We start from the raw sequence: 17,167 nt of genomic DNA on the forward strand, positions 1-17,167 counted from the left end.
TTTGCCAGGGCGCCTGTCCGCTCAGTCGCACCGGTACCTCTGGCTCAAGGCCGTCGTGCGGCGCTGTTGTTAACCACGGGAACGGCCTGAACGCAACCGTGCGGAAAACACCTCAGCGGTCTGGCTCTATGATTTGCGGGGCATTGTCCGGATCGTTGGCTTTAAGCCACGCAATTGCCTGCTCACAGAGGAAGAAATCGAACTCGGAGTGAATATCCAGGCCCGTTTCCGAGCGATCGTTGATGATCGGCAAGATGCGATCGCCGATACGGCGTCCGTTCCGCCACAGATGGGCCCGGCTGGCGCAGGTCAGTCCGGTATCTTCCCGGTAGATCTTCTTTCGAACCTGCCGCGACGAATAAGACGCCATCCAATCCTGCAGGCGGCTGTAGCCTTCATCATCGCCATCGTTCTTGATCCAGTAGTTCTTGTGGGTCCCGTGAACAGAAAATGCGCTCTCAAGGTCTGGATCGTTCTTGAGCGCATCTACAGCCTGTTTGACCCAGGCCGGGTTCCTGAAGATGTCTGTTGCCGTCAGAAACACGCAGATATCAAACGTCTCGTTTGTAAGCTCTTCGTAAGACGCGAGCGCATGCTGGAGTGTTTCTTCCGTCGTCGAAAGGTCCTGAGCCAGTTCCCTCGGCCTGATGAAGGGGACGCTGGCGCCGTAACGCCTGGCAACGTCCGCAATCTCTTCTGAATCCGTTGTGACGATGATCTCATCGCAGGCTCCACTGAGACGCGCAGCCGAAATCGGATAGGCAATCAGGGGGTGTCCGTCGAGAAGCTTGATGTTCTTTCCCGGAAGTCCCTTCGAACCACCTCGCGCAGGGATAATTGCGATCGTTTTCATTCTTGTTTTCTCTGTCGGTTGAGATTTCGGTTATCCGTGCGTGGCCCGGTGTTTGCGCACCGTCTAGCATATATTCTGACAAATCAGGAAGGGCGGTTGGGTCACGCCTCTTCAACGCAAACACGCCGGGATTTCCGCGGCGCAGGTTGCCTTAGCGTCGAGGCCACAAGCTGGCGGAGGCAGGGGTCTCATTCGCCGTATATTCGTTTTTTGGTCTCGGCGCTGGAATGAATGAGTTTGTTCTGGACGTAGTGCTTCAGGCGCTTTTCCGTCAACCGAAGCCAGAATTCCGCCTCTTCGGCAAAAGGGCGCCGAGCCGGAACTCCGCTCGCATCGAACTTCTTGAGCCGTCCTTCTTTCACAAGATCATTGATCCAGTCTCTTTCCGCATCAAGGTCATGTGTGTGCATGCCCTGGTGGGTAAAGCCGAACATGCGCAGTTCCGCCTCCGGTTTTATGTCCAGCAGTTCAGCGATGGCGCAAATGCCGGTTGTCGGCAGGAAATCAGGGCCCGCAGCGTAGCGTTCCAGGTGGTTGCGCGCCTTCTCCAGCGGACCAAAGCCCAGATATTTCGGCTTGCATTCATGTTCGAACAGCCAGTCGACCTGCCCGTTTTCTTCAATGTCGTTGATCCAGACTTCCTTGGCGCGGTGAAGGGCGACGGGATTGATCCGTTTGCTCATGTAAACGCGGGCGCGGTTGATCATCAAAATGTCCACACGCTTGCCGGCCGCGCCGCACGAAGTGGCTCTGTTGAATCTCAGAACGATATCGGCCTCATCGATTACTGCGGCATTTTCCTGCGAGACAGGTCCGTTTCCGACGATTGCAAGTGTCTTGGGGTTTCGTGCCAACAGGCTGCTGTCGATCATTCTTGTCCTGAAACGCTCCACGTGAACCACGTCTTGGTATCAATTTTGACCGCCTTATCAGACAGAACTGTAAAGAGCACAAGTATTGTCTCGGTGTTGAGAGGGTGGGGGCGCAACGAATGATATTTTCAGGGCAAATTCGCTGGAGGATCCAGGCCGACCGCGTTGGGCACCGTCGGGGCCGGACGGAGCAAAGCACATGACAGATCCGAAATCGCAGGCACCTGTTTTAGGAGCCAGCATCAAAGCAAGAAATCAAAAGGGTCAATCGGCGACAAAAGCGAACAAGGGAAGTTGCGAGACTAGTCACCATAACGGCCAAAGGCCGTCATGGCTGGGAGCCTGCCGTTGCCGCAACGCGTGAAGAGACATTGCTCACTTTCGGAAAACGGTGAAAGACCAATACCCGTCATCGCCGTTTTGCGCGTTGTACCACCCCCTGCCTCTGAGTTGACGGGCAATGAGGCGATTCATCATTCCGTGGCCAAGAAGCAGGACTTGGCCTTCTTCTTTGGCACTCTTTCGAAGTATCTTGGCGCAGGTTCGCGCGCGCCATTTGGCGGAATTGTAGGACTCTCCGTTCGCTGAAAATCCAAGGAACCAAAGCACGCGAAACAGAATGCAGTAGGTAAAAAACGAGAATTTGGGCCAGCCCAAATCAAGATACGGCAAGACAGGTTCTCGAAACACGTGATCGTAAGTGGTTTTGGCCTGGATCCCAAGTTTCTGGATCGAATCCGTTGCACGTTTCAGATCACTGCTGAAAGCGGCTGAACATTCATCGGCGACAGTGCTGGCTGCCTCCGTCGGAGTTGCCGTTGACGACAGTCCGGAAAACTCGTAGCTGGCGACGATTTCGCCTACTTGCCTGGCGGAAACCTTCTGCTGTTTCAATGATTCCAGATCGAGTTCGGGTTTACCGTGCCGCATCAATATAATCTGCATATTGTCTGCTCAAATGTCTGATCGCTGTACAGGACCGTTGTCTAGCAGGCGGTTCTTCGGCGGACAATCTGTGCGGCGGAGGGAGCTCGTCGCCTTGACGGCCATGCCGGCGACGGTGCGGTCCAATGTGCCGGACCGCGATCTTCAAGATCGACTTCAAATGATGTTTCAGGCGGCATTGTCAAAACCGGATGCTCCGGAAGACGTACAAACTCTTCCAGCAGTGCAGGCGCTTGTCGATGTGTTCTGGCTGGATACTTTTGGAAATGGCGGAGAGAGGGGGATTCGAACCCCCGGAACGCTTGCGCGCTCAACGGTTTTCGAGACCGCCCCGTTCAACCACTCCGGCACCTCTCCGCGGCACTTTCGACAAACGGGTCTCAAGTGGCGCGGAACATAGACAAGCTCCATTTCAACCGCAAGACCCGATTTGCATTCTTTGAACAGTCGGATTCGTTGTGGCGTGCCGCGCGTTCTTTTGGGCCAGCGGCGATTGTTGCTTGGCAGGGCAAATCTCTGCCCGTTTGATCTATTCAAGGTGAAGGCTACGACGGGATGAAGCTGCGGTCGAGGCCTGAGCACGGCGCGCAGCGCTCGGCATATTTCCGTTTGACTCCACGCTTCGGAGAGTTATATTGCGCGGGCTCGGAAAAGTTTATCTTTTTCGGGTTTTCTTTGTCGATCCAGGCCAGACGGGCTTAAAGCTTCACGCAACCCGACACAAAGACCTGTCAACCGGACGGATGTCCGGAGGGACAGGCGCCTTGAGTTCGACCTGAAAGCAACCGGTGTTTCTTGGCCGAATGGTCGTGCCGGTGTGTCAAAAACGAAAAGAAGGACGTGCGCGACATGTTCGCTGTAATCAAAACCGGTGGCAAACAGTATACTGTTGCCGCAGACGACCTTTTGAAGGTCGAAAAACTCGAAGCCGAAGCCGGCAGCACCGTAACCTTTGACGAAGTGCTGATGGTTGGAAACGGCGCGGATACCACTGTTGGGGCTCCGACTGTGGAAGGCGCCAGCGTCGTTGCGGAAGTGGTCGATCAGGGCCGTGGCCGCAAGATCATCGTGTTCAAGAAGCGCCGGCGCCAGAATTCCCGCCGCCGCAATGGCCACCGCCAGTCCTACACCCTTGTCAAGGTGACGGACATCCTGACCGGTGGCGCAAAACCGGCCAAGAAGGCAGCGCCGAAAAAGGCTGCGCCGAAGGCTGAAGAAAAGGAATCCGAAGCAGCGCCGAAAGCTGAAGCGGCTCCGAAGACTGAAGAAGCTCCAAAGGCTTCCGAGGTGAAGGAAGACAAAAAAGAAGAAGCAGCTGTCGAGCCGCTCTTCGCCGCACCGGAAGGCAAGGACGATCTGAAAAAGATCTCCGGCGTCGGCCCGGTTCTTGAGAAGAAGCTGAACGCTCTGGGCATCACCACCTACGAGCAAATCGTGAACTTCTCTGCGGAAGACATCGCCCGCGTAGACGAGGTCCTGAACTTCAAGGGCCGCATCGAGCGCGACAACTGGGTTGAACAGGCCAAGGAACTTGCAGGCGCTTAAGGCCGCTGTTTCAGGACTGTTGATTTAAGAATTCGAAGAACGAGGAGTTCTAACGATGGCACATAAGAAGGCAGGCGGCTCGTCCCGCAACGGCCGCGACTCAGCTGGCCGCCGTCTCGGCATCAAGAAGTATGGCGGGGAATCCGTGATTCCCGGCAACATCATCGCTCGTCAGCGTGGCACACAGTGGCACCCGGGCACCGGCGTGGGCATGGGTAAGGATCACACCATTTTCGCGACCGTAGAAGGCAAGGTTCAGTTTAAGGCGGCAGCCAACAAACGAACACTTATCAATGTGGTCCCAGTGGCGGAAGCCGCGGAGTAAAGCCGACGTGAAGTTTCGAAACGCCGGCGTCCCGTAAGACCCCGGCAGTTCGAGACAGGTCAGCAACCAGAAGACCAGTCGAAGATCCAAGGGGGAGATGGGACGCCATCTCTCCCTTGATTTGTTTGTACTGGAGGAAATGATGGTTGTTGAAAGCGATGGATTGCTGGACGAAAGCAGTTTGACCGCGGCCCCGTTGCCGCAGGAAGCGGTTCATGTACGGCTCGACAAGCCGCGCAAGGACGATCTGGCCGATCTGGTATTTCTGGCCAACAACAAGACAGTCGCGGCGAACCTTGCCGCCTTGCCCCATCCCTTTACTTTGGAAAATGGCCGCAATCTGATCGCGCGGGCCGGTCAGGTCAGGGAAAACTCGGCCATGTTCGCTATCCGGCTCAAGAGCACCGGTCGCTTGATTGGTGTCGCAAAATATGCCGCCGTCGAGGAAGACGGTGCCGTGCATGTCGGCTATTGGCTGGGCGAGCCATTCTGGGGGCTGGGGTATGCGACCGAAGCGGTGCATGCGCTGGTCGACCATGCCTTTACATACAACGACATTGAAGAACTTCAGGGATCCTGCCGCGTGACCAATCCGGCATCGCGCCGTGTGCTGGTCAAGTCCGGTTTCCAGTACCGGGATCAGGCCATGATCAGGTCTGTCGGCGCCGGCGGGTCCGTGCCGATCGAACGGTACGTTTTGGAAAAAACAGTTTGGAAGTCTTTGAAAGGTTGGGGGCAAGGACGATGACACATTTACCTGAGTTGAGAACACGACGCCTGGTTTTGCGGCCGATTTCGCTAGGAGACACTGAGGCAGTGATTGAACTTGCCGGGAAGGACTTTCAGGTCGCCCGCTGGCTGACGTCTTTTTCGTGGCCCTATGAGGACGGATCCGCTGAAGCTTTTCTGGACACCGTTATTGAGCAGGATCCATTGGAGACGGAAGCTGTATTTGCGATCACCCTTGGGGGTGTGTTTATCGGTGTTGTCGCGGTCGAAGCACCCGGTGACCTCAAGGAATTGCCGAACGCGCCGACGATCGGATACTGGATCGGACGCGCATTTCAAGGGCACGGATACGCCCGTGAAGCCGTCGAGGCTGCGCTCGACTGGGCCTTCGGGGCCTTTGCGACCGATGTGATTGCTGCCCGCGCCTACGAGGAAAACACACGTTCGCGCGCGCTTCTGCGCAAGGTCGGGTTCAAGCCTTACTCCATCACGGAACGCTTCGCCAAACCGCTTGACCGAAGGGTTTCGAACGTTGTTGTTCGCCTGTCGCAGGCCGATTTTGAGAAACAGCGGGTGCCGGCATGAAACCCGTTGTTCTGAAGTCGAAGCGTCTGACACTGCGCCCGCCTGCTGAGTCGGACGCTGAACGGCTGTTTCAATTGATAGGAAACTATGAAGTCTCCAAGATGCTGTCTGTGGTGCCATATCCCTACACACTGGATGATGCCGGCTGGTGGCTCGGTCAGATCGCATCCGATGACAAGGCAGGCGAATGTGCATTTGCAATTGACGACGGCACCGGTCTGATCGGCGCGGTCTCGTTTCGCTGTCCGGGTACCGACCCATTACTGGGATATTGGCTTGGAGAGCCCTATTGGGGGCGCGGCTATATGACGGAAGCTGCCCGCACGGCATTGGATTGGTTCTTTTCGGTGTCCGACGCTCAAGTGATTGAGTCGGGCGCTCTGGACGAGAACCCTGCATCCATGAGTGTTCTGACCAAGCTCGGTTTCGGACATGGTGTTGCCCGTGAACTGAATGTGCGCGCACGCGGAAAAGTCATGGCATCCACCAGGGTGTTTCTCAGTAGGGAAGAATTCGTGGCAGGGGAAACTGCGTGATGCAAACCCCTGTGCTTGAAACCGGACGCCTGGTGTTAAGACCACCGCATGCCGACGATATCGACCGATGCGCAGAACTCCTTGGCGATTACCAGGTCGCCAAGATGCTCTCACGGGTCCCCTATCCATACGACCTTGAACAGGGACGTCAGTATCTGGAAAGGTCCGTTGCTCGCTGGGAAAATCTTGCGGAAGCAGACGAACTCGGCTTTCACATTGACCATGAAGGCGAATTGATCGGCGGCTTGGGCTTCAAAAAGTTGCAGGGGACCCCCGAGATCGGCTATTGGCTGGGGCGAGCCTACTGGGGCAAGGGGTTCATGAGCGAAGCCTTGAATGCAGCGATCGGCTGGGTGTTTGAAAACACGATCCATGAACGGCTTGCCTGTGAAGCCATGATGGAAAACCCGGCTTCGATCAAGGTGATGGAAAGAACCGGATTTCGCCCTGTCGGCGAAGTCAATTGCGCAAGCGTATCACGCGGTGAAACGTTGCCTGCCATCAGAAGCGAAATGACACGAGCGGACTTTATGCGCGGTCTTTGACCTTTGAAAGGTCATGGCCTGACAACAGGATACAAAAGAGAAGAACAATGAAATTCCTCGATCAGGCCAAGATCTACGTGCGATCCGGCAATGGCGGCGCTGGCTGTGTCTCGTTCCGGCGTGAAAAATACATTGAATATGGCGGGCCTGACGGCGGTGACGGCGGCAAGGGCGGCGATGTGATCGTTGAATGCGTCGATGGTTTGAACACGCTCATCGACTATCGCTACAAGCAGCATTTCAAGGCCGAAACCGGCATTCACGGCATGGGCCGGAACCGCACCGGTGCGCATGGCAAGGATGTGGTGCTGAAGGTCCCCGTCGGAACCCAGATCCTGGAAGACGACAACGAGACGCTGATTGCCGACCTGACCGAACTCGGCCAGCGTGTCCACCTTCTCAAGGGCGGCAATGGCGGCTTTGGCAATGCGCATTTCAAGTCGTCGGTCAATCAGGCGCCGCGGCGTGCCAACCCCGGGCTTGAAGGCGAAGAGAAATGGGTTTGGCTGCGCCTGAAACTCATTGCCGATGCGGGTCTTGTCGGGCTTCCGAATGCGGGAAAGTCGACATTTCTGGCCACTGTCTCTGCGGCAAAACCGAAGATTGCCGACTATCCGTTCACGACGCTCCATCCCAATCTTGGCATTGTCCAGATCGACGGGCACAGTTTTGCGATGGCTGATATTCCCGGCCTGATCGAAGGCGCGCACGAAGGAACTGGCCTTGGCGACCGCTTTCTCGGTCACGTGGAGAGAACGCGGGTTCTCTTGCATCTGGTTGATGGCTCGGGGCTGGAAGATCCCGGTGAAGCCTACAAGGTTGTGCGCGGTGAACTGGATGCCTATGGCGCAGGTCTTACCGAAAAGCCTGAAATCGTGGCGCTCTCCAAGTGCGACGCTCTTACGGAGGACATGATCGCGGAAAAAGCGACGGCGCTCGAAGTCGCCTGCGGTCAAAAGCCCCTTATCCTGTCATCGGCGAGCGGTCTGAATGTGGATCGCGCATTGCGCATGATTGTGCGTGCTATCGACAGGGACAAGGAAGAAGCCGCCAATCAGGTTCCGGCGCCAGAACAGGAGGGGTGGCATCCCTGATGGCAACCGACCTGTCCCGCAGTCTCGGCCGCTACAAGCGTATTGTCGTGAAGATCGGTTCTGCCTTGCTGGTGGAACGTGGCGAGCTGAAACGCACCTGGCTGGAAGCGCTGGTGAGCGATATCGTCATGCTCTCCGAGGCGCAATCAGAGGTCTTGATCGTGTCATCCGGTTCGATTGCCCTCGGACGCGGTGTTCTTGGATTGCCGCAAGGCCCGCTCAAGTTGGAGGAAAGCCAGGCGGCTGCCGCGGCGGGTCAGATCGCACTTGCGCAGGCTTATGCCGATGTCCTCGGCCAGCAAGGCAAAAAGGCCGGACAGATCCTGCTGACCCTTGGAGATACCGAAGAAAGGCGACGTTACCTCAATGCGCGGGCGACGATCGGCATGCTTTTGAAGATGAGAGCCGTTCCGATCATCAACGAAAACGATTCTGTAGCGACCTCCGAAATCCGCTATGGCGACAATGACCGGCTTGCTGCGCGCGTCGCTACGATGGCCAGCGCGGACTGTCTGGTCCTTCTGTCGGATATCGACGGGCTGTATACGGCCCCTCCCGCGCAGAACCCGGAGGCGGTATTCCTGCCCGAAGTCCCGCGCATCACTTCTGAAATTGAAGCCATGGCGGGCAGTGCCGGGTCGGAACTGTCCCGCGGCGGCATGAAAACAAAGATCGACGCAGGGAAAATCGCGACGGCCGCCGGTACATCCATGGTAATTACGTCCGGCAAGGAACTGAACCCGCTCAAGCGTCTGCATGAGGGTGGCCGCGGCACATGGTTTCCGGCCCTGGCAACACCTTCGAGCGCGCGCAAGGCCTGGATCGGCGGCCATCTTGAACCGCGCGGCAACATTTCTCTGGACGAGGGCGCCGTTAGGGCGCTGAAATCCGGCAAGAGCCTTCTGCCGGCTGGCGTGACGGCGGTATCCGGAACGTTTTCGCGCGGCGATGCCATCACGCTGCTCAGCCCCGACGGACGCACGATCGGCCGCGGGCTCGTTGCTTATGATGTTGATGAAGCCCGCCTGATCGCGGGACGGAACAGCCGCGAGATCGAGGCAATCGTCGGCTACCCGGGACGTGCGGAGATGATCCACCGGGACGATCTCGTACTTGAGGATGCGTTTTTAAACGGAACGCGCTAAAACGCGACGGTAGAACGGCTCTGAAGAGCCGCCTTTTTGGGAGTAAACGACAATGCTGGAAGTGGTTGAGGCCAGAACGACCGAGGATCTCATGGCAGAGATCGGGCAGCGCGCCCGCGCTGCCGGCAGGGTTCTTGCCACCGCTCCAGCGGAACAGAAAGACAGAGCCCTTCGTGAGATGGCACAGGCAGTCAGGCTCGCAACCGCGGACATCCTCGCAGGCAATGCACGTGATGTTGAGGCGATGAAGGCCAATGGCCAGACGGCGGCCTTTCTTGATCGGGGCACCCTGAATGAAGAGCGGATCGAGGCGATTGCAAACGCGCTCGAAGATATTGTCGCCCTGGAAGATCCGGTCGGCAGTGTCATTGCGGCCTGGGAACGCCCCAACGGTTTGAAGATTGAGCGGGTGCGCACGCCCCTTGGCGTCATCGGGGTGATCTACGAAAGCCGCCCGAATGTAACGGCGGATGCCGGCGCGCTTTGCCTGAAGGCCGGCAATGCGGTGGTCCTGCGAGGCGGCTCGGATACGATCCATTCCAATCGGGCAATCCATGCGGCGCTTCAGAACGGCCTGAAGGAGGCCGGTCTGCCGGAAGATGCCATCCAGATTGTGCCTGTGACCGACAGGGCGGCAGTAGGTGATATGCTGAAGGGGCTTGGCGGCAATCTCGATGTCATCGTCCCCCGGGGCGGCCGCAGTCTTGTCGAACGCGTTCAAACGGAAGCCCGCGTCCCGGTTTTTGCTCATCTTGAGGGGTTGGTGCACATATTCCTCGACAAAGAGGCCGACTTGTCCCAGTCGATCGACATTGTGGTCAACTCGAAGCTTCGCCGCACCGGCATTTGCGGTGCGCTTGAAACGCTGCTTGTCGATGAACAGGTCGCACACAGCCATATGCCTGCGATCGTGAAGGCTTTGCAGGACCGGAATTGCGAAATTCGTGGTTGTGATGTGGTCCGTGACATTTGTGAAAACGTCATTCCGGCAAGCGAACAGGACTGGTCCACCGAGTATCTGGACATGATTCTGTCGGTCAAGGTCGTGCCCGACCTTGATGCGGCGATGGACCATATCGCCACTTACGGATCGAACCATACGGATTGCATCCTGACGGAAGACGGCGATGCTGCGGCACGTTTCCAGGCCGAAGTGGATTCAGCAATTGTTCTGCACAACGCATCGACCCAGTTCGCCGACGGTGGCGAATTCGGCATGGGCGCGGAAATCGGTATCGCGACTGGGCGGATGCACGCGCGCGGCCCTGTCGGCGTCGAGCAGCTCACCAGTTTCAAATACAAGGTGCATGGGACAGGTCAGACGCGCCCATGAACCCCATCGCATTCGGGCAGGACATCGGCGGTGATTGGCTGAAACTTCCGCATGCCGAGCCCGGCAATCGTATCGGAATATTCGGAGGCTCGTTCAATCCTCCGCATTCCGGACACAAGCTTGTTGCGGAGACGGTTATAAAGCGTCTTGGTCTCGACCAGGTCTGGTGGTTCGTTACGCCCGGCAATCCGCTGAAAAGTCATGCGGATTTGGCGCCCCTTGAAATGCGGCTTCACATGACAAGCGCCGTTGCCGATCATCCGCGCATGAAAATTACGGCCTATGAGACAGTCCTTGGGACACCTTACACGGCGAAAACGATCATGGCGCTGAGAGCAAAGCGCCCGTCCTTGCGATTCGTTTGGGTCATGGGTGCTGACAATCTTGGCAGTTTTCATCGCTGGCAGGATTGGCGGACGATTGTCGGCTCCATACCGGTTGCCATTGTAGACAGACCCGGTGCGTCGCTTTCGGCCCTTTGGTCGCCAATGGCAAAAGCTTATGAAAAATATAGGCTTCCGGAAGAAGACGCAAAACTGCTGCCGGATATGAAGCCACCGATCTGGACATTTTTGCACACGGCGCTTGATCGAACGTCCTCAACGGATCTGCGAAATTTACGTGCTTGAATATTGACAAAATTAACGATGAAAAACCGTTGTCTTGAAAATGCCAAACGGGAAGCGGTATTATAGGGTCGGTCGCGAAGAGCGCGGCCGAGGTACGGTCAACCGGTCCTGCATCCAAAACGGGTGACGTATGAAGCCGAACTATCTGGTTCGTGACGACGTTGGTAGCGGGACGGCACAAACGGCGAAAGGCACTACACCTGACCATGACCTTTGAAAGTGGGCGGACAGAATTGTCCACTCCTCTGCAGGCTTCCGTAAGCGCTGATCTTGCGGCAGGTCTCCTCGATACGGTTCTGAGCAGTCTGGAAGACTCGAAAGCTGAGGACCTGGTAACTCTCGACATCACTGGCAAAAGTTCCCTTGCGGATCACATGGTAATTGTGTCCGGACGTTCCCACCGCCATGTGGGTGCAATTGCGGATCATTTGCTGAAGGATCTGAAAGCGGCCGGTGCCGGCAAGGCAACGGTTGAAGGTCAGAACACATGCGACTGGGTTCTGATCGATGCAGGTGATGTCATCGTACATATTTTCCGTCCTGAAGTTCGCGGATTCTACAATCTGGAAAAGATGTGGGCACCCGAAACGGACGATGCGCCGCAATACATAGGCTGAGCCGGAAAAGATCCTGCTTTCGAGGCGTATCTTGAAAGCAGGCTGATCTGAGAGAAGCCTGGTCCGCGCGGGCCACGATGCGGTAGTAAAGACCGGATGGACATCCGGCGGGGACCTTATGCGCTTCACACTCTCCTGTATCGGTAGGATGAAGGCCGGTGCGGACAAGGACTTGCTTGACCGGTATATCGACCGTGCTCGCAAGACAGGGCGCGCGCTTGGCGTTTCGGAAATTACCTTGAATGAAATGGCCGAGAGCCGTGCGCAGCGTGCCTCGGAGCGGAAAAATGAAGAAGCCGCGGCGCTGTTGAATTCTCTTTCGAACGGCGCAAAGCTCGTCACGCTCGACGAAAACGGTCGTCATCTGACAAGCAAAGACTTCAGCCGAAAACTGGAAAACTGGCGGAATGACAGTGTTCCGGAAATCGTATTCGCAATCGGCGGGGCGGATGGGCACGGTCAGGACGTGCTTTCCCGCGCCGATCTGAAACTGGCTCTGGGAGCCATGACCTGGCCGCATCAGATTGCCCGTATTCTACTCGCGGAGCAGATCTACAGGGCCATGACAATTCAATCGGGGCATCCATATCACAGGGCGTGAACGCGCCCGGGCAATGTTTGATGTCAAGCACGGACCATTTTGCCATGCAAACACCCACGCTTTTGACGGAGCGGTTCGCATTGCGGCCGATGACACTGGAGGACTGGCCGGACTATGCGGGCCTTATGCGGTCAGTGCGTGCAAGGTTTATGGGTGGCCCCATGTCCAGGGAGAAGGCCTGGGGCATGTTCTGTCATGACGCCGGCCAGTGGGCGTTGATGGGTCACGGCGCCTTGATGATCGAAGACCGTCAGACAGCCGAGTGTCTCGGTCAGGTCGGTCTCAATCACGGCCCGCTCTTCCCGGAACATGAACTTGGATGGTTTGTCTATGAGCGCGCCGAAGGCAAAGGTGTCGCCTATGAAGCGGCGGCGGTTATGCGCGACTGGGCATTCGAGCAACTGAGCCTGGTGACATTTGTAAGCTATATGGATGCCGGCAATATTCGCTCACGCCGCCTTGCTGAAAGGCTCGGTGGGGTGCTGGATGCGGACGCGGCGCGCCCTGATCCAGGGGATCAGGTTTACCGCTACACCCGCGCGTAAGAAGCTTGCAAATCCTCCAAAGCGGCGCGCAAATGTTTGTTCCACAGCCGTCAACATTAAATATTGTTAACCAGGCAAAAGGGCAAGAAAACACGATTTTGCCCGTATCTCGCCGTATTCCGCACTTAACCGGTATGAAAGCAGGAGTTTGTCGCGACAAAGCCACGTGAACGCGCTATTGCGATGGGTGGATTAACAATCCGGTTAACTGTGTAAACGCTTCGTTAACGCAGACTGTGTATCGCAGGAAGGGCAACCTTTGGGAGCTGACGAGAATTGAAACCGGATCGCATCAGGAAAGTGCGTCCTGGATTTTGGAAGTGGCGGAAAACAGGGCCTGTCCCGAGTTTTGTGGCGCTTGCCCTTATACTCGCTCCCGCCCCGTCTCTTTCAAGCGAAAGCCTCGATGAGCAGCCTGAGGCGCCGGTCGCTGAAACCTCCGAGATTGATGCGTTTCTGGAACGCAAGAAAGAGCGTGAGGAGGAATTGGCGGCGCTTTCCAGGGACATCGAGGTGTCGTCGGATCGCCAGGATGCCATTGCGCGCGAAATACGCGCACTGGATCGCGACCGGGAAACACTCAACGCGAAGATCATCAGTTCCTCGGATACCATCAAGGGTCTTGAAACTGAGCTGACTGATACGGAACGCCGGTTGATGAGCCTTGGCGAAAACGAGGATGCCGTTCGGCTCTCTCTGATTGCCCGCCGGGACATTCTGGCCGAAGTGCTTGCTGCGCTTCAGCGAATCGGAAAACGGCCGCCTCCAGCTCTTGCAGTGCGCCCAAGTGACGCCTTGTCAGCCGTGCGAAGCGCGATACTTCTTAATGCGGTGATGCCGGAACTGAAGGTCGAAACCGAGGCGCTCGCGGCAGATCTGGAAGAATTACAGCGGCTTAAGTCGGTTATTGCCGAGGAGAAAAACCGTCTTCGCGGCGACGCAATGCGATTGGCTGAGGAAAAGTCGCGGCTGGAACTTCTTTTAAGCGCCAAAAGACAGGAACATCTGCAATCAGTCCAGGTGCTTGAAGAGGAGAAAAAACGCGCGGCTGAGTTGGCGGAACAGGCAGGTTCTCTGCAGGAGTTGATCGCAAATCTCGAAGCGGAAATCGAGAGCGCACAGGTCGCAGCAGAAAAATCCAGGCAGGCTGCGCTGAATGCAAAACGCGACGCCTCGCGCAATGTTGATCCCTTTGCAGACCCCGGAAGGCTTGCTCCGGAGATATCGTTTGACGAAGCTAAGGGCAGGTTGCCGCAGCCGGTTGCAGGAACGTTACTGAAGGATTTCGGTCAGGAAGATGAATTCGGTGGTTTGACGGAAGGTCAATCTATCGCCACAAGGCCGGGGTCTAATGTGACTTCCCCAGCAGATGGCTGGGTAGTTTATTCCGGGCCGTTCCGTTCGTTCGGGCAGCTCTTGATCCTGAATACCGGCGACGGCTACCATGTGCTCCTCGCCGGCATGGATCGGATAGACGCGGAATTGGGGCAGTTTGTTCTTACCGGGGAACCGGTTGGCGTAATGGGCGCTACCCAGTGGGCAAGCGCCTCGACGTTCGGCTTGGGCTCGACCCAGCCGATCCTATATGTTGAATTTCGGAAGGACGGCCGTGCGATCGATCCCACGCCCTGGTGGGAACGCACAGAAGAAGAAAAGGCTCGCGGATGATACGGAAAGCTTCCTTGCTGCTGGTGGGTGCCCTTGTTGGGGCTGCGGCAGTTACGACAATGTCCCAGATGCCGCTCAAGGTATCAGCAACAGCGAATGCCGCTGCAACCGACACCTATCGGCAACTCAACCTGTTTGGCGACGTATTCGAGCGGGTTCGGTCCGATTATGTGGAAGTTCCGGACGATGCGCAGCTGATCGAAAGCGCCATCAACGGCATGCTGACCTCGCTGGATCCGCATTCCAGCTACATGTCACCGAAAAGCTTCCGTGACATGCAGGTGCAGACGCGCGGCGAATTTGGCGGACTTGGCATCGAAGTCACGATGGAAGAAGGTCTCGTAAAGGTCGTGTCGCCCATCGATGAAACACCCGCCGCAAAGGCCGGTGTCCTCGCGGGCGATCTGATCACTTACATCGATGGCGAGCAGGTCCAGGGCCTGACCCTCAATGAAGCCGTTGAGAAAATGCGTGGTCCCGTCAACACGGATATCATCGTCACGATCCGCCGCGAGGGACGTACTGAGCCGTTCGACATCACGATCACGCGCGACATTATCCGCATCCGGTCCGTGCGCTGGCGCGAGGAAGAAGATGTCGGGTACGTGCGGGTGACACAGTTCAACGAGCAGACCTATGATGGCCTGAAAAAGGGCATCGAGGAGACAACAGCCAAGATCGGTGAAGACAAGCTGAAAGGCTATGTCATCGATCTGCGCAACAACCCGGGCGGTCTTCTGGATCAGGCGATCGCAGTGTCGGATGCGTTCCTCGATAGGGGAGAAATCGTTTCGACGCGTGGCCGCGAAGCTGATGAAACGCAGCGCTACAATGCACGTTCGGGCGACCTGACCAATGGCAAGCCGGTGATCATTCTTGTGAACGGCGGATCCGCGTCAGCGTCCGAAATTGTTGCTGGCGCGCTTCAGGATCACCGCAGGGCAACGATCCTCGGCACACGGTCCTTCGGCAAAGGCTCTGTTCAGACAATTATCCCGCTCGGTGCAAACGGTGCGATACGTCTCACAACGGCGCGGTACTACACACCGTCTGGCACCTCCATCCAGGCAAAGGGCATCGTGCCGGACATCGAGTCCCTGCAAGAACTCCCTGAAGAGTTGGTTGGCCGTGTGGAAACACGGGGTGAAGCCGGTCTGCGCGGCCATCTGGAAGCCGACGGTGAAGAACAGTCAGGCAGCCAGGCCTATGTCCCGCCGGATCCCGAAGACGACACGCAGCTGAACCTTGCTCTTGATCTCCTGCGCGGAGAAAAGGTAGACAGCGCATTCCCGCCAGTGCCCGATAGCGCTGCGGTCAAAAACTAACACTTTTCCTGCGCGCCGGTCTCCGGCGCGCAGAGCCTCCGTTCTCGTTCTGCGTATCCTTAAATCAAGAATGCGTCCGGCGCCCTGCCGGAACAAAGGCTCAGGACGATATGTCGAGCGAAGATCTCACAGCTCCCTTAGGGATGGGCAAGCGGCGGCTGGTCAGGCTGCCGTTTGGTCTCATCGGTGTCGGACTATTAAGCGTTTTTGTTACCACGACGCTTATCTGGGTGGCGGTTGTCGACGATCCCCTGGGCGGCGAACCAGTCGCAGTCATTCCGCTTGACGCCACCGTGGAAGGCGTGACGTCCCAGGACATCGAGGTTGTCGAAATCCGACCGGGTCTGACCGGAGATCTCGGACCGAACTTGAGACCGGGCTCCAATCAGGATCTTCTCGGGCCGCGCTATGAAATGGTTGAAAGGCCGGACGGAAAGGGCACGGACAGCCCGGTCCAAGGGTTGTCGCCAACACCGGATACACGGGTGAGCGAACGCTCGGACTATGGCTTCCTGCCCAAGATCAGCGACGCCGGCGTCCGTCCGCTGGATGCTTATTCCCGGCCCGTGGTGCGCGAGTTTACATCGATCCCGAAGATTGCCGTTGTGCTCAACGGCATGGGATTGAGCGAAACCGGAACGCAGCATGCGATCGACCGGCTGCCCGCCGACGTCACGCTTGCGCTGGCACCTTATGGCGACGATCTTGATCTTTGGATGCAACAGGCACGGTCCAAAGGTCATGAATTGCTTCTGCAACTGCCGCTCGAACCCTTCGATTTTCCGGACAATGACCCCGGACCCCACACGCTTCTGGTGAGCCTTCAACCGAGTGAAATGCTGGACCGGCTTGCGTTTTTGCTGACGCGGGTGACCAATTATGTGGGCACGATACCGGACATGGGTTCCCGGTTCACATCCACCAAACCTTCCATGCAATATCTGCTGGAAAAACTGAAGTCGCGTGGATTGATGTTCGTTGACAACGGGACGTCGTCGCGCAGTCTTTCGGCCGAAACGGCCGCTGGTCTCAGGATGCCCTTTGCGGGTGTGGATGTTGTTCTCGATGAAGTCCCGCGAGAAGACAATATCGATGCAAAACTGCTGCAGCTTGAAAGCATCGCACGATCCAGAGGCGTCGCCGTCGCGGCGGGCTCGGCTTTGCCCGTTACCGTTCGACAACTGGAAAAATGGGTGAAGGATCTGGAACAGCGCGGATTGCAGCTCGTGCCGGTCAGTGCGACGATTGACAGATAGGCCTTCGCTTCCAGGGGGC

Annotated in this window: 19 protein-coding genes and 1 tRNA gene; 16 read left to right on the top strand and 4 right to left on the bottom strand. The window is 57.1% G+C overall.

Annotated features, from left to right (window positions below):
- Positions 1 to 112: 112 nt before the first annotated feature.
- From ABVF61_RS14170 to ABVF61_RS14185, 4 genes are all read right to left on the bottom strand, one after another.
- Positions 113 to 853 (bottom strand): acylneuraminate cytidylyltransferase family protein, encoded by a 741-nt coding sequence (locus ABVF61_RS14170; RefSeq protein WP_353994197.1) that lies wholly within the window; start codon positions 851 to 853, stop codon positions 113 to 115.
- 188 nt (positions 854 to 1,041) lie between these two features.
- Positions 1,042 to 1,725: a glycosyltransferase family 29 protein gene (locus ABVF61_RS14175; RefSeq protein ID WP_353994198.1), complete on the bottom strand. Its 684-nt coding sequence runs from the start codon at positions 1,723 to 1,725 to the stop codon at positions 1,042 to 1,044.
- Positions 1,726 to 2,100: 375 nt separating this feature from the next.
- Positions 2,101 to 2,670: a histidine phosphatase family protein gene (locus ABVF61_RS14180; RefSeq protein WP_353994199.1), complete on the bottom strand. Its 570-nt coding sequence runs from the start codon at positions 2,668 to 2,670 to the stop codon at positions 2,101 to 2,103.
- A gap of 267 nt (positions 2,671 to 2,937) precedes the next feature.
- Positions 2,938 to 3,027 (bottom strand) — tRNA-Ser (locus ABVF61_RS14185).
- A gap of 492 nt (positions 3,028 to 3,519) precedes the next feature.
- Between ABVF61_RS14185 and ABVF61_RS14190 the strand changes: the two genes are divergently transcribed.
- From ABVF61_RS14190 to ABVF61_RS14265, 16 genes are all read left to right on the top strand, one after another.
- Positions 3,520 to 4,215 (top strand): 50S ribosomal protein L21, encoded by a 696-nt coding sequence (locus ABVF61_RS14190; RefSeq protein WP_353994200.1) that lies wholly within the window; start codon positions 3,520 to 3,522, stop codon positions 4,213 to 4,215.
- Positions 4,216 to 4,270: 55 nt separating this feature from the next.
- A complete protein-coding gene (rpmA, locus tag ABVF61_RS14195) occupies positions 4,271 to 4,540 on the top strand; it encodes a 50S ribosomal protein L27 (protein ID WP_299475865.1) in 270 nt (89 codons plus the stop codon).
- A gap of 142 nt (positions 4,541 to 4,682) precedes the next feature.
- Positions 4,683 to 5,288, top strand: a complete 606-nt coding sequence (locus ABVF61_RS14200) for a GNAT family N-acetyltransferase (protein WP_353994201.1) — start codon at positions 4,683 to 4,685, stop codon at positions 5,286 to 5,288.
- Complete coding sequence (locus ABVF61_RS14205) at positions 5,285 to 5,854, top strand: GNAT family N-acetyltransferase (RefSeq protein WP_353994202.1); 570 nt, start codon at positions 5,285 to 5,287, stop codon at positions 5,852 to 5,854. The genes ABVF61_RS14200 and ABVF61_RS14205 overlap by 4 nt, the downstream gene beginning before the upstream one ends.
- Complete coding sequence (locus tag ABVF61_RS14210) at positions 5,851 to 6,390, top strand: GNAT family N-acetyltransferase (protein WP_353994203.1); 540 nt, start codon at positions 5,851 to 5,853, stop codon at positions 6,388 to 6,390. Before ABVF61_RS14205 ends, ABVF61_RS14210 begins: the two co-directional genes overlap by 4 nt.
- The gene (locus ABVF61_RS14215) at positions 6,390 to 6,935 is read left to right on the top strand and encodes a GNAT family N-acetyltransferase (RefSeq protein ID WP_353994204.1); all 546 of its coding nucleotides are present in this window, start codon (positions 6,390 to 6,392) and stop codon (positions 6,933 to 6,935) included. The genes ABVF61_RS14210 and ABVF61_RS14215 overlap by 1 nt, the downstream gene beginning before the upstream one ends.
- 47 nt (positions 6,936 to 6,982) lie before the next feature.
- Positions 6,983 to 8,029, top strand: coding sequence for a GTPase ObgE (gene obgE / locus ABVF61_RS14220; RefSeq protein ID WP_353994205.1), 1,047 nt, complete (start codon positions 6,983 to 6,985; stop codon positions 8,027 to 8,029).
- Positions 8,029 to 9,174: a glutamate 5-kinase gene (gene proB / locus ABVF61_RS14225; RefSeq protein ID WP_353994206.1), complete on the top strand. Its 1,146-nt coding sequence runs from the start codon at positions 8,029 to 8,031 to the stop codon at positions 9,172 to 9,174. Before obgE ends, proB begins: the two co-directional genes overlap by 1 nt.
- 52 nt (positions 9,175 to 9,226) lie before the next feature.
- Positions 9,227 to 10,507, top strand: a complete 1,281-nt coding sequence (locus ABVF61_RS14230) for a glutamate-5-semialdehyde dehydrogenase (protein WP_353994207.1) — start codon at positions 9,227 to 9,229, stop codon at positions 10,505 to 10,507.
- Complete coding sequence (locus tag ABVF61_RS14235) at positions 10,504 to 11,136, top strand: nicotinate-nucleotide adenylyltransferase (RefSeq protein WP_353994208.1); 633 nt, start codon at positions 10,504 to 10,506, stop codon at positions 11,134 to 11,136. Before ABVF61_RS14230 ends, ABVF61_RS14235 begins: the two co-directional genes overlap by 4 nt.
- A 206-nt stretch (positions 11,137 to 11,342) precedes the next feature.
- Positions 11,343 to 11,753 carry a ribosome silencing factor gene (gene rsfS, locus ABVF61_RS14240; RefSeq protein ID WP_353994209.1) on the top strand — a complete coding sequence of 137 codons (411 nt, stop codon included), beginning with the start codon at positions 11,343 to 11,345 and terminating at the stop codon, positions 11,751 to 11,753.
- Positions 11,754 to 11,871: 118 nt separating this feature from the next.
- Positions 11,872 to 12,354 (top strand): 23S rRNA (pseudouridine(1915)-N(3))-methyltransferase RlmH, encoded by a 483-nt coding sequence (gene rlmH, locus ABVF61_RS14245; protein WP_353994210.1) that lies wholly within the window; start codon positions 11,872 to 11,874, stop codon positions 12,352 to 12,354.
- A gap of 44 nt (positions 12,355 to 12,398) precedes the next feature.
- On the top strand, positions 12,399 to 12,899 hold the full coding sequence (locus ABVF61_RS14250; RefSeq protein WP_353994211.1) for a GNAT family N-acetyltransferase: 501 nt from the start codon (positions 12,399 to 12,401) through the stop codon (positions 12,897 to 12,899).
- A 276-nt stretch (positions 12,900 to 13,175) separates the two neighbouring features.
- Positions 13,176 to 14,567 (top strand): murein hydrolase activator EnvC family protein, encoded by a 1,392-nt coding sequence (locus tag ABVF61_RS14255; protein ID WP_353994212.1) that lies wholly within the window; start codon positions 13,176 to 13,178, stop codon positions 14,565 to 14,567.
- The gene (locus tag ABVF61_RS14260; RefSeq protein WP_353994213.1) at positions 14,564 to 15,892 is read left to right on the top strand and encodes a S41 family peptidase; all 1,329 of its coding nucleotides are present in this window, start codon (positions 14,564 to 14,566) and stop codon (positions 15,890 to 15,892) included. Before ABVF61_RS14255 ends, ABVF61_RS14260 begins: the two co-directional genes overlap by 4 nt.
- 110 nt (positions 15,893 to 16,002) lie before the next feature.
- Positions 16,003 to 17,148, top strand: a complete 1,146-nt coding sequence (locus ABVF61_RS14265) for a divergent polysaccharide deacetylase family protein (protein ID WP_353994214.1) — start codon at positions 16,003 to 16,005, stop codon at positions 17,146 to 17,148.
- Positions 17,149 to 17,167: the final 19 nt, after the last annotated feature.

Source organism: Roseibium sp. HPY-6 (assembly GCF_040530035.1).
GTDB lineage: Bacteria > Pseudomonadota > Alphaproteobacteria > Rhizobiales > Stappiaceae > Roseibium.